This is a genomic window from Streptomyces sp. LUP30 (genome assembly GCF_001746365.1).
Classification (GTDB): Bacteria; Actinomycetota; Actinomycetes; order Streptomycetales; family Streptomycetaceae; genus Streptomyces.
Genome location: NZ_MJAJ01000041.1, coordinates 12,235 through 24,541 on the forward strand (window position 1 = coordinate 12,235; position 12,307 = coordinate 24,541).

10 protein-coding genes and 1 pseudogene are annotated in these 12,307 nt (G+C 71.4%); 3 read left to right on the top strand and 8 right to left on the bottom strand.

From position 1 onward, the window contains the following. Positions 1-109: 109 nt before the first annotated feature. The 4 genes from BG482_RS27980 to BG482_RS27995 form a co-directional block, all read right to left on the bottom strand. Positions 110-952, bottom strand: coding sequence for a carbohydrate ABC transporter permease (locus BG482_RS27980; RefSeq protein WP_069771934.1), 843 nt, complete (start codon positions 950-952; stop codon positions 110-112). After that, entirely contained in the window at positions 949-1,932 is a 984-nt protein-coding gene (locus BG482_RS27985; RefSeq protein ID WP_069771935.1) for a carbohydrate ABC transporter permease, read from the bottom strand. Before BG482_RS27985 ends, BG482_RS27980 begins: the two co-directional genes overlap by 4 nt. 21 nt (positions 1,933-1,953) lie before the next feature. Continuing rightward, on the bottom strand, positions 1,954-3,198 hold the full coding sequence (locus BG482_RS27990) for an extracellular solute-binding protein (protein WP_069771936.1): 1,245 nt from the start codon (positions 3,196-3,198) through the stop codon (positions 1,954-1,956). Positions 3,199-3,383: 185 nt separating this feature from the next. Then, positions 3,384-4,418, bottom strand: coding sequence for a LacI family DNA-binding transcriptional regulator (locus tag BG482_RS27995; RefSeq protein ID WP_069771937.1), 1,035 nt, complete (start codon positions 4,416-4,418; stop codon positions 3,384-3,386). A gap of 372 nt (positions 4,419-4,790) precedes the next feature. On the opposite strand from BG482_RS27995, the pseudogene BG482_RS45425 reads away from it, so the two are divergent. Further along, positions 4,791-5,076: pseudogene (locus BG482_RS45425) on the top strand (dihydrofolate reductase); the annotation flags it as partial. 245 nt (positions 5,077-5,321) lie between these two features. On the opposite strand, the gene BG482_RS28000 reads toward BG482_RS45425, so the two are convergent. Next, the gene (locus tag BG482_RS28000; protein WP_069771938.1) at positions 5,322-6,473 is read right to left on the bottom strand and encodes a sialidase family protein; all 1,152 of its coding nucleotides are present in this window, start codon (positions 6,471-6,473) and stop codon (positions 5,322-5,324) included. A gap of 213 nt (positions 6,474-6,686) precedes the next feature. Here BG482_RS28000 and BG482_RS28005 point away from each other — a divergent pair, with 213 nt between their 5' ends. Beyond that, positions 6,687-7,268 carry a hypothetical protein gene (locus BG482_RS28005; RefSeq protein WP_069771939.1) on the top strand — a complete coding sequence of 194 codons (582 nt, stop codon included), beginning with the start codon at positions 6,687-6,689 and terminating at the stop codon, positions 7,266-7,268. Positions 7,269-7,626: 358 nt separating this feature from the next. Here the strand turns inward: BG482_RS28005 and BG482_RS28010 are convergent, their stop codons facing one another. Then, a complete protein-coding gene (locus BG482_RS28010) occupies positions 7,627-9,387 on the bottom strand; it encodes an acyl-CoA dehydrogenase family protein (protein WP_079142239.1) in 1,761 nt (586 codons plus the stop codon). Positions 9,388-9,460: 73 nt separating this feature from the next. Here BG482_RS28010 and BG482_RS28015 point away from each other — a divergent pair, with 73 nt between their 5' ends. Beyond that, the gene (locus BG482_RS28015) at positions 9,461-10,213 is read left to right on the top strand and encodes a PaaX family transcriptional regulator C-terminal domain-containing protein (RefSeq protein ID WP_069771941.1); all 753 of its coding nucleotides are present in this window, start codon (positions 9,461-9,463) and stop codon (positions 10,211-10,213) included. Between the two features lie 80 nt (positions 10,214-10,293). On the opposite strand, the gene BG482_RS28020 is transcribed toward BG482_RS28015, so the two are convergent. Both BG482_RS28020 and BG482_RS28025 read right to left on the bottom strand, forming a co-directional pair. After that, complete coding sequence (locus BG482_RS28020; protein WP_176741478.1) at positions 10,294-11,025, bottom strand: pectate lyase; 732 nt, start codon at positions 11,023-11,025, stop codon at positions 10,294-10,296. A 202-nt stretch (positions 11,026-11,227) separates the two neighbouring features. Beyond that, entirely contained in the window at positions 11,228-12,205 is a 978-nt protein-coding gene (locus BG482_RS28025) for a polysaccharide lyase family 1 protein (protein ID WP_069771942.1), read from the bottom strand. Positions 12,206-12,307: the final 102 nt, after the last annotated feature.

The following is a 12,307-nucleotide window of genomic DNA, read 5'->3' on the forward strand; positions in this document are numbered from 1 at the left end:
GGAGAAGGCACTCATTTCTCGGGCGGGGTGGTCGACGGTCTGCCGGTCGGTGCGCGGGTGCTCGCGGGGCGGCTCGTGCGGAGCTCCGCCGCATGCGTGCGCTCCGGTGTCAGTCCTTCACGGCGCCGGCGGTCACGCCGGCCGCCACGTACCGCTGGGCCAGGACGAGGATGACCGCGGCCGGCAGCGAGGCCACGACGGCGGTGGCCATGATGGCGTTCCACTGCTGGTTGTTGTTGCCGATGTAGTGGTAGATGCCGAGGGTGATCGGCTCGTGGGCGCCGCCGTTGACGAGGGTGCTGGCGAAGACGAAGTCGGACCAGGACCACAGGAAGGCGAACAGGGACACCGTGACGACGGAGTTGCGGCTCATCGGCAGCACGATCGACCGGAAGGTCCGCCAGGTCCCGGCGCCGTCCATGGTCGCGGCCTGCAGCAGTTCGCCGGGGATCCCGGACATGAACGCGGTGAAGATCAGCACGGCGAAGGGGACCGCGAGGGTGGAGTCGGCGACGATCAGGCCGGGCACGGACTGGAGCAGGCCCAGGCTGAGGTAGATGGCGTAGAAGCCCATCGCCATGATGATGCCGGGGATCATCTGCGCGGCCAGCAGCACGAAGCCGAGGAGGCCGCCGCCGCGCGGACGGAGCTGCGCCAGGGCGTAACCGGCGGGTGCGGACAGGGCGACGGTCAGCACGACGGTTCCCAGGGCGACGACGAGACTGGTGCCGAGGTAGGGCAACTGCACGTCGAGGACGGCGCGGTAGCCGGTCAGGGTGCCGTGGAGCGGCAACAGTCCGGGCGGACTCTTGCGCATGTCCTGGTCACGGGTGAACGACACGTTGATCATCCAGTAGACCGGGAACAGCATGACCGCCGTCAGCAGGACGCCTGCGGCCGTCTTTCCCCACGTGCCGCGACGATGGTTCGGGACCGGGAGTGAAGTCGTCATGACAGTGCCTGCTTTCGCTGGACCCGCAGGTACACCAGGCCGAAGGCCAGGGCGGCGACGACGAGCAGGTTGCCGACGGCCGCGCCGGGACCGAAGGCGGGCAGCAGATTGCCGAAGCCGAGCTGGTAGGACCAGGTGGCGAAGGTGGTGGAGGAGCTCGCCGGACCGCCCTTGGTCATGATCCAGATGATGTCGAAGACCTTGAGCGTGTAGACCAGGCCCAGCAGCAGGGTGATCGCGGACACCGGGCGCAGGAGCGGGAAGGTGATGCTCCAGAAGCGCCGCCAGGAGCCGGCCCCGTCGAGGGCGGCTGCCTCGTACAGGCTGTCGGGGATGGACTGCAGGCCGCTGTGGAGAACGACCAGGTTGAACGGGACGCCGATCCAGATGTTGGCGATGATCACCGAGGTCAGCGACCAGTTGGGTGAGGTGAGCCAGTTCACCGGCCCGATGCCCACCGCGTGCAGGACGGAGTTGACGATGCCCGAGTCGCTGTTGAGCATCCACGACCAGGTGGAGGCCGACACGATGAGCGGCAGCAGCCAGGGCACCAGGAACAGGGCGCGCAGGGTGGCGGAGAGGCGGAAGTTCTGGTGGAAGAAGACCGCGAGGGCCAGGCCGAGGGCGTACTGGAAGAAGAGGCAGACGGCGGTGAACACCACGGTGTGCATCAGGGCCGGCCCGAACGTCGGGTCGTCGAAGACGGCCCGGTAGTTCTTCAGGCCCGTGAAGGGCGCGTTGCCCTGGACGAAGGAGCGGACGGTGTAGTTGCGCAGGCTGAGGTCGATGTTGCGGTAGAGGGGATAGGCGTAGAAGACGACGAGGTAGACGGTGACCGGGGCGAGGAACGCCCAGGCTGCCCACTGCGGGGAGGCCGGACGACGCCGTGTTCGCGCGGAGGCCGGGGGCGGGGCGGTGGTGGCCGCCCCGTTCCGGGCAGGCGCGGACCGGTGGTCCGGCCGCTGCTTCGTAGGGTTCATCTGAGGACCGCGAATCCCTCGCTACTTGACTGCGGACTGGGCCTTTGCCAGCGCGTCCTTGGGTGAGTCGGCCCCGCTGAGGGCGGACTGGACGGCCTTCCACATCTGCTCGGAGATCTTGGGGTACTTGGTGCCGAGGTCGTCGCTGGTGCGGCCCTTGGCGGCCTTGACCGCCTCGACCCAGGGCTTCAGCGCGGCTTTCGCCGCGACCTGCTTGTTCTGGACGTCGGCGGTGGGGGCCACGTAGGAGAGGGCGGTGTCGGTGGCGTTGAGGTTCTCGGTACTGGTCAGGCAGGTCACCAGCTTCTGCGAGGTGGCGTAACGGCCGGTGTCGCCCTGGACGGGGAGAGTGACGAACTCGCCGCCGGTCGGGGCCGAGGCGTTGCCGCCCGCGGAGGCCGGGATGGGCAGGACGCCGTAGTCGAAGCCCGCCTTGTCGGCGTTGGCGAGCTGCCAGGTGCCGTTCTCGGCGAAGGCGTAGTCGCCGCTCGCGAACTCCTGCCAGCTGGTGGTCTGGGTGTTGTTGATGACCGAGTTCGGGGCGTACCCCTTCTTCAGCCAGTCGGTCCACAGCGCGAGCGCCGACTCGCCCTGGGAGGAGTCGAGTTCGGTGAGCTTCGCGCCCGATCCCCAGAACCAGGGCAGGAACTGGAAGCTGCCTTCCTCGGTGCCGATCGCGGAGAAGGTGATGCCCTTCTTGCCGGCGCTCTTGACCTTCTCCAGCGCCGCCGTCAGCGACTTCCAGTCCTTGACGGAGGCGACGTCGACGCCGGCGCCCTTCAGCACGGCCTTGTTGTAGTAGAGGGCGAGGGTGTTGGCGCCGATCGGCGTGCCGTACGTCTTACCGCCCGACTGTCCGGCCGCGAGCAGGTTGGGATCCACCGTGGAGGTGTCCAGCTTGTTGTCGGCGGTCGTGGTGAGCACGCCGGCCTCGGCCAGGGTGGACACCACCGGGTTGTCGACGATGAGCACGTCCGGCGCGTTGTCCTGCTGCGCGGCCAGCAGCGTCTTGTTCGTCAGGTCGCTGGTGTCGAACGCGGTGCGCTTGACCTTCACCCCGGCCTTCGTGCCGCATGCGTCGAGCAGCTTCGCCCAGGCCGAGGTCTTGTCGAACTGGGGATACGGGTCCCAGACGGTGTAGCTGCCGCTGCCGGCGCCCTTGGTGTCGGTGGTGCCCGAACCGGAGGAGCAGGCGGTGCCGACGACTGCGGTGACGGTCGACAGGGCTATCGCCGCGACGAGACGTCGCCGGGAGGATCTGTGCATTGCGGATTCCTTAGTTCTCGGGTTCCGGGTGCGGGTGTGCCGCGGGAGGGGTCGGGGAGGTGTGCGGGCACGCCGAACGGCCGAGGGTGAGCGGTTCGCGTGGCGCAACGGGAGAAGGGGAGAAGAGGGGGGCGGGGGGAAGCGGCCTGCGTCAGGAGCGCCGGCGGATCGCGGAGCCCTGATTCTCAGGCTGCGGGTGTGCCGGCGGGTCCGGTGCCGGCGGGTCCGGTGCTGGCGCGCAGGGAGATGGGCGGTGCGAGGAGGTGGTGCCGGGGTGGGGCGTGGGGGTGGTCGAGCCGTTCGACGAGGAGGTCGACGGCCAGTCGGCCCATCTCCTCGGCGGGCACGTCCGCGGCGGTGAGCTGCGGGGTCACCGTCTCCGCCCACCGGCCGGCCACCACTCCGGTGACGGAGAAGTCGCGCGGCACATGACGGCCGGCGTGCGCGAGCCCCCGGTAGAGGCCGCCCAGGGCCGCCTCGTTCAGGGTGACCAGCGCCGTGGTGGCCGGGTCGTCGTGCAGGATCCGTTCCATGCAGGCCTGGCCGGAGGGGGCGTCGTCCCCGCAGCTGTACGTCCGCACGGTGAGCCCGCGCTCGGCCGCGGCCTTGGTGAAGCCGTCCAACCCGCGGTGCGCGGACTCGTACCCGGCCCGCAGGAGCTGTTCGGGCCGGTTGACGAAGGCGACTCGGCGGTGGCCGAGATCCGCCAGGTGGTGGACGCACGCCGCCGCCAGCGCGGTGTGGTCCAGGCCGACCCACCAGTCGCCGTCCGCGCTGGCGGTGCGGCCGATGGCCACGGAGGGAAAGTCCAGGGCGGCCAGGTGGTCGACGCGGTCGTCCTGGAGCCTGATCTCCATCAGGATCGCGCCGTCGACCCGCCGCTCGGCCAGCAGCCGCTGGAACGAACGGTCGCTGTCCACACCGCTCGGGGAGAGCAGCACGTCGTAGTCGTAGGCCGCCGCGGCCTCCACCACGCTGCCGATGAAGTCGAGCTGCATGCCGGTGTAGTGGTTCCCGGCCGGCGGGAACACCAGACCGATGGTGCTGGTCCGCCCGTTGGCCAGAGCCCGCGCGCTGGCGTTGGGACGGTAGCCCAGCTCGTCGATCACCTGCTGGATCCGCCGGCGGGTGTCGTCGGAGACGGGCCGCTTGCCGCTCAGGGCGTACGACACGGTGCTCCGCGAGACACCGGCCCGCTTGGCGATCTCACCGATGTTCACGCGGGCTCCTCCCGGTCGTTGTCCGAACCGGTTCGAGGTTCCAAGAGGATCTTGCAGCTACACCTCGTCGAACCGGTTCGCGTGAAGTGAAATTAGAAGCAACCCGGACAGGTGTCAACGCCTCGCACCGAATCTTTCGTAACGTCCGGGAAACGCCGGGGTGCGGTGGCGCGGGGCCGGACCGCCCGGGTCCGCACGTGGTCACCGGCGCCTGCGGCGTATGGCGACCTCGTCCGGCTAGGGCTTCTGCGATCGCCGTGGGAGATCCACCGGGTCTTCGTCGGGACCTCGGTGGGCGCGCCCGACGAGCCCTGCGTGCCCCACAGGGCGGAGGACTGCCGTCGACGGTGCGGGGCGATGCCCGACCGGCCTTCCGGCGGCCCGACCGAGGAGATCGAGCGATTGCGGGCCGAGCCGGGTGTGGGCCGCATCGCGGTCGACGGCGCGCGACACTCCCGCCGCCGTGGCGGCCGCGTCGGGCCAGATCGACGAGTACGCGTCGGGCCTGCTCGACGAGTACCGGGCCCGGGTCCACCCGGTGCCGGTCGGCGGCGGCTTTCCGTTCCCTCCCCGGCGCGAACACCGGGTGGATCCCGGACTCGTCGAGACCCGCACGTTCACTTCGAGAGTCGTCTGCCTCCGCTATCGCGTGGCGCGCCAGGTGCATCGATCACGAGCGTCGTCGACGGGGCCGATGACCCCCGGCGAGATCCGAAGAGCGGCCGTGGCCAGGCGACTCGTCCGCCGGGCCCCGGGAAGAACGGCCCGGGACGTTCCCGCCAGGCAGCGGAAAACGCCCCGCCGGCCCGCACACGACGCGCGCACCGCCCTCTGCGCCGCCGCCGGGCGCCGGCCGGGAGAGCGGGGCCGCGCCGGGCGGCCGTCCTGCGTGACCGGCTCGGGTCACCCGACGACCGCGGCCCGGACGCACAGCACGTCCGGCAGGTGCGAGGCCAGTTGCCGCCAGCTGTCGCCGTCGTCTGCCGAGGCGAACACCTCGCCGTTGCGGTTGCCGAAGTACACGCCCGCCGGATCCGCGTCGTCCGTGCACATCGCGTCACGCAGGACCGTGCCGTAGTGGTCCTCCGGCGGCAGCCCCGCGGTGAGCGGCTCCCAGCTCTTGCCGGCGTCCGCCGTACGGAAGACCCGGCACCTGCGGTCGGCGGGCACCCGGTCCGCGTCGGCGTTGATCGGGAACACGTAGGCCGTGTCCCCGCGCGTCGGATGCGCCGCGACGGCGAAGCCGAAGGTGGAGGGGAGCCCCTCGCCGATGTCGGACCACTGGGCGCCCGCGTCGTCGCTGCGATAGACACCCCAGTGGTTCTGGAGGTAGAGGCGGTCCGGGTTCGCCGCGTCCCTGGCGACCTTGTGCACGCACTGGCCGAACTCCGGGTTCGGATCCGGCAGGAACACCGCCGACACACCGGAGTTGGACGGCGCCCAGCTCGCCCCGCCGTCCGCAGTGCGGAAGACTCCGGCGGTCGACACCGCCACCGTCACGGCCCGCGGGTCGCGCCTGTCGGTGAGGATCGTGTGCAGGCCCTCCCCGCCGCCGCCCGGCACCCACCGGGAGCGGGTGGGGTGCTCCCACAGCGGGCGGACCAGTTCGAAGCTCTCGCCGCGGTCCTCCGAGCGGTACAGCGCGGCCGGCTCGGTGCCCGCGTACACCACGTCCGGCTCGGCCGCCGCCGGGTGCAGCTGCCACACCCGCTCCAGCGAGGCCTCCGTGTCCTGCGGGAACTTGACGGCCGGGCTGGCCGGCTCGGTCCAGGTGCGGCCGAGGTCGTCGGAGTGGAACACCGACGGGCCCCAGTGCGCGCTGTCGCCGCCGGCCAGCAGCCGCGGATGCTCGCCGCGAATGTCGACGGCGACCGAGTAGATCGCCTGTGCGTTGAAGTAGGGGCTCTCGTCGAACTCCCACACGCCGCCCCGCCGCCGCCCGATGAACAGGCCCTTGCGCGTGCCCACGGCGAGCAGTACCTCGGTCATGCCGATCACCTCCGCTGTGTCCTTGACATCGTCGTCTCGGACACCGGCCAGTCTGCACCCCGCCACTGACAGTCACCTCCGGAAACGCCGTCGCCGCAGGTCACGGCGGAGATGGCGGGCCCTCACCGCTTGACTTCGGCCACATTCCCCGGGTCGCCTGCGAGGGCTGCCGGGTCCATGGGACCGTCAGGGCGGGGGACTCGCCTGAGCATCAGGGCCGCCCGCCGCGTATGGGAGGGCGGCCGGGATGTTCATGTGCTCATGAGGAGGCAGCCTTCGATGGCGTTCCGTGGTCCGAAGGTGTGGCTGTGGCGCTGGCGGCGCAACCCGCTCAAGCGTCGCGCCGACACGGTGGAGTCCTGGGTCGTGCTCGGCGTGTGGGCGCTGACCGTGCTCGCCGGGGTGCTGGCGGCGTCGGCGACCGCGGGGTCCGTCGAAAACGGTCTGGCGCGGGAACGCGTCGAGTGGCGGCCCCTCGTGGGGCGGCTGACCGAGCAGGCCCCGGGCAAGGCCGCGGCGAGCAGCTCGTCCAGCGGCGAGCAGGTGTGGGCGAAGGTGGGCTGGACCGGGCCGGACGGCTCCGCGCACACCGGTCAGGTCCGCGTGGGACCCGGCAGCGCCGCGGGTACCGCGGTCGAGGTCTGGACGGACCCGCAGGGCCGCCTGGTGACCCGGCCGGCCAGCGCGTCGCAGGCCAGGCTGCGCGCCTCCCTCGTCGGCGGCCTCGCCGGGGTCGGCGTGGCGACCCTGCCCCTCGCGGGCGGGCGCGTTCTGCGGAGCCGTCTGGAACGTCGGCGCGAGGATCAGTGGGACATCGAGTGGGCCCGTTTCGCCGTGCTCTGGGGCCGCCCGACGAGTTGACCGACCAGCACGGGCGCGCCGGACTCCCCGCCGATTGGGCGCGTGAGGACGTCGACCGTGCCCGGAAGGCGCGACCACCCGGGGACGGACCACGACGTGCGGTAGGCCCGGCTTCCGGCGAAGGGCCCATCACACGCAAGGGGCCCGTCACGCGCGGAAGGCCCGACCACCCGCGTCAGGCTGACCACTTGCGTCAGCCCGACCGCTCGCGTCGGGCTGACCACCCGTGTCAGGCCGTCCGCTCGTGTCGGGCCCCGTCACGCGGCGAAGGCCCCACCACGCGCGGAAGGCCCCACGATGTGCTGACGGCCGGCCACTCGTGGCCGCCCGTGCGTCGCGCAGAACCCGCGCAGCCAGGTCAGTTCGCGGCGGGAACCGTCCGTTCCGGAAGGCTGCGCTCCAGGATCGCGTCCAGGTCGGCGGCGTCCGGGAGGGTGCCGAAGGAGTGACCCCAGTCGCCGTCCAGCCGGGTGGCGCAGAAGGCGTCGGCGACGGCGGGCGGCGCGTGCCGCACCAGCAGGGAGGCCTGCAGTGCGAGAGCCATCTGCTCCACCAGCCGGCGGGCGCCGGACGGGGTCGCTGTGGTCAGCCGGGACCTCAGCTTCGCGACGGCCGTGTCGAGCCGGGCGTCCGCACCCCGCGCCAGGGCGAGTTCGGTGAAGAGCGCGTCCGCGGTCGCCGGTTCGCGGGTCAACGCCCGCAGGACGTCGAGGGCGTTGACGTTGCCCGAGCCCTCCCAGATCGACAGCAGCGGGGCCTCACGGTAGTGGCGGGGCATGCCGGAGTCCTCGACGTAGCCGTTGCCGCCGAGGCACTCCAGGGCCTCCGCGGTGAAGGCCGGTCCCCGCTTGGTCACCCAGTACTTGCCGATGGCGGTGGCGATCCGCCGGAAGGCCCGCTCGTCCCCCCGGCCGTCGTCCCCGCGCACCGCCCGGTCGGCGGCCCCGGCCAGTCGCAGCGTGAGCGTGGTGGCGGCCTCCGACTCCAGCGCCAGGTCGGCCAGGACGTTGCGCATCAGCGGCTGGTCGAGCAGACGCGCCCCGAACGCGCTGCGGTGGCGCACATGATGTCCGGCCTCGACGAGCGTCCTGCGCATCAGGGCCGCCGACATCATCACGCAGTCCAGCCGCGTGCAGTTGACCATCTCGATGATGGTCTTGACGCCCTGGCCCTCGGGGCCGACCAGCCAGGCCACGGTCCCGTCGAACTCCGGCTCGGAGGACGCGTTCGAGCGGTTGCCCAGCTTGTCCTTGAGCCGCTGCACGCGGAACGTGTTGCGGACGCCGTCGGGCAGCACGCGCGGCACGAGAAAGCAGGACAGGCCGCCGGGAGCCTGCGCCAGCACCAGGAACACGTCGCACATCGGCGCAGACGTGAACCACTTGTGCCCGCGCAGGGTGTACACCCCGGGCTCCGCCGTGGGCGAGGCCGCCGTGGTGTTCGTCCGGACGTCGGAGCCGCCCTGCTTCTCGGTCATCCCCATGCCGGCGAGCAGTCCGCGCTTCCGTGTCGGCTCGCGCAGCCCCGGGTCGTACTCCCGGCTGGTCAGGAGCGGTTCGTAGACGGCGGCGAGCTCCGGCTGACGACGCAGGGCGGGGACGGCCGCGTACGTCATCGACGTGGGGCAGCCGTGCCCGGCCTCGGTGTGCCCCCAGGCCAGACCGCCCGCCGTGCGCGCCACATGGGCGCCCGGCCGGTCGTCCGCCCAGGGTGCGCCCGCCAGACCCGCGCCGACCGCGACCCGCATGAGCTGGTGCCAGCTCGGGTGGAAGTCGACCTCGTCGAGGCGGTGGCCGTACCGGTCGTGCGTGCGCAGGACCGGCTCGTGCCGGTTGGCGAGGTCGCTCCAGTCCTGCGCCTCGACGCCGCCGGCCAGCAGACCGATCCTCCGCACGCCTGCCTCCGCCCACCCGGCGCCCTCACGGCGCAGCCCCTCCAGGAGAGCGGTGTCGTCGGAGGCGTCGTAGGGGGCCAGGGGCGGTGGCTGGTTGGTGACGTCGTGCGTCACGTGCGGCGGCGCAGGCGAAAGGGGCTGCGCCGACGACGGGGAGGACGACGGAGACGAGGACGGGGGTGGCGACGGGGACGGGGCGGGGGGCTGTGCGAGGGTCGGGACCATGGCGACCATGTTGCACTCCGCCTACGGCTGTAGCAATAGTGCAACATCGAAGCCGCACGTACAGTACGTCCTCATGCGGATCAACGTGTCGGCGCAGCCCGGCGAGGTCGACCTGCCTCCGCTGTCCGCGCGGTCGGTGGTCCTGAGTCTGCTGCTGGGCGCGCATCCGCCCGAGCTGGCGGCGAAGGACCTGGTGCGCGGGGTGGAGCCGTTCGGCGTGGGCGGATCGACGGTGCGGGCCGCGCTGAGCCGGATGGTCGCGGCGGGCGACCTCCGCAGGGCGGACGGCGTCTACCGGCTCAGCGACCGGCTGCTGGAGCGGCAGCGGCGGCAGGACGACGCCGTGCACCCGGACACGCGCGCGTGGGACGGCGACTGGGAGATGCCGGTGATCACCGCGACGGGCCGCGGCCCCGCCGACCGCGCCGAACTGCGCGCCCGGCTGACCGCCCTCAGGCTCGCCGAGCTGCGGGAGGGCGTCTGGCTGCGCCCGGCCAATCTGGGCCGGCCCTGGCCCGCCGACCTGGACGAGGTCGTCCAGCGCTTCACCGCTCGCCCCGACACGCCGCCCCGGGAGCTGGCCGAGAGTCTGTGGCCGCTCGGCGCATGGGCACGGACGGCACGGGCCCTCCTGGTCCATGTCGAGCGGACGCGGCGGCCGGCCGACCGTTTCACGGCCCTCGCGGCGGTCGTCCGGCACCTGCTCGCCGACCCCGTGCTGCCCGCCGACCTCCTTCCCGGCGACTGGCCCGGGGCGGCGCTGCGCGCCCTGTACGAGCAGCACCGCCGCGAGCTCTCCGCGGCGGTGCTGGGGCCGGCTCCCTGACCGTGGGCGGCCGTGCGAAGCGCCGTGCGGGGGACGCTTCGCACGGCCGCCCTCTCACCGTGGGGGGAACGGATGAGGGGTTACCTGTAGGTGATGTCGGACGACGCGTACTTGCAGTAGGTGCCGTCGGGGCCGGCGCCGTTCTTGGGCGGCTCCGCGCCCGTGTTGTTGCCGATGTACTTCTGGCAGGGAACGATCTTCTTGCTGCTGTCTCCGACGATGGTGATCTTCTTCAGGGTCGCGCTGTCGCCGTAGTTGGTGTTGATGCCGACGAGTCGGCCGCCCTTGTACGTCGCCTCGATGGTGTTGAGGTTGATGGTGCGTTTGTACTGGCCGCTCTTGCAGTTGCCGCAACTGCGCACGAACGTCCCGAAGTTCTTCACCGCGAAGTTGGAGACGTTGAGCGTGCCGGCACCGTTGAACTGGAACACCTTGTCGCTGGCTTCCTTCGCCCCGCCGCCGGAGACGGTGTACACGTTCGACGACGACGAGCCGAGGAACGTCGCCGCGTCCTCGCCGACGTCCTCCCACCAGACGTTCTGGAGCGTGCAGCTGCCCAGGCAGTGGATGCCGTCGGCGGCCGGGGAGCCGATGATCACGTTCTTCAGGACGGCGCCTGCCGCGAGCTCCAGGATCGGGTCCTGGTTCTCGTTCTGGCCGCCGGTGCCGAGGTCACCGCTGCCGTACAGGCGCTGCATCCCGTAGTCCTTGGTGCCGGATACCGAGATGGTGGCGGTCACCGCCTTGCTGCTGGTGGGGGTGGGCCAGCTGGCGGCGCTCGCGGGGGTGAGCGCACCACTGGTCATGATCATGCCAACCGTGAGGCCGACCGCGGCCAGTCCGCCGGTCAGGGCGCGCCCATGGCGTCGGCCCCCCTGTCCGGCCGCTGACGGAGGCGCTGGTGGAGACGCTGGTGCCGATACTGACGAAGGTGCTGACGACGGTGCTGAGGAAGTCATGTCCCGATGCCTTCTTCCGGATGGGGGTGGTGGGTGGGGAGAGCGCTCCGGAGGGTCAGAGCTTTCCGGCGCCCGCGCCCGATGTCACCGAGGCGACGACGGACGAGGCGGGCTCGGCGGTGTAGCTGTACGGCGGTTCGGTGAACGTCCCGACCCGTGACACCTCGGTCGCGGCTCCGCCGAGGTCGTTGCCGGTCAGGTTCGCGTAGCCGTCCACATCGCTGTCGCGCTCGGTCGTGACGGCGACCAGCGTCGAACGGAAGACGTTGTTCTCGACGAGCATCTGCGCACCCATGCGCGAGTGGACGGCCGTCTCGGCGCCGACGACGTAGTTGTCGTAGAAGTGCCCGGTGCCGAAGCGCAGGCTGGGGATGCGTGAGTAGACGTCGCTGAAGTGGTTGTGGTGGTACGTCACCCTCAAGTGCCCGGTGTCCTGGCCGGCGTTGTTGTCGCTGTGGCCGACGAGCGAGCCCTTGTAGTGGTCCTTGAAGGTGTTCCACGACACCGTCACGAAGTCCGAGGCGTGGTTGATGTCCAGCAGTCCGTCGTAGTGGTCCTTGTCGTGGTCGCGGTCGGCCGAGAAGGAGTTGTGGTCGATCCACACCTTGGTCGAGGCCTGGACCTCGATCCCGTCGGCCGGCTTCAGCGGCTTGCTGATGTTCAGGTTGCGGATGACCACGTTCGTCACCTTCTTCAGCCGCAGCCCGCCACCGGTGAACCCGGACGACGAACCGACCCCGAGCACCGTGGTGTTGGACCCGACGTCGACCTGGCCGCTCAGCGAGATCAGGCCGCTGACCTTCACGACCTTCGCCGTGCTGCCGGTCACCGCCGTCCTGAACGCGGCCAGGGTCGACACGGTGACCGCGCCGGCTCCCCCGCCGCCGGTCGTGCCGGCGCCGAACCCGATCGGCGCGCTCTCGGCGGCGCCGGCCGATGGGGGGAGGGCCATGACCGCCGCCGTGGCGAGCGCGGCGGACGCCGCGACCAGAACGGACCTTTGCGCATGTGTACGTGGGGGGCCTGCGCGCATGGGGATGCGTCCCTTCGGGAGGAAGGAATGGATCAGCTATGTGATTGATGTGCATGGTTCTGAACGTCGTGCACGGGCAGTGCGGACCTGTGTCGGGTTGTT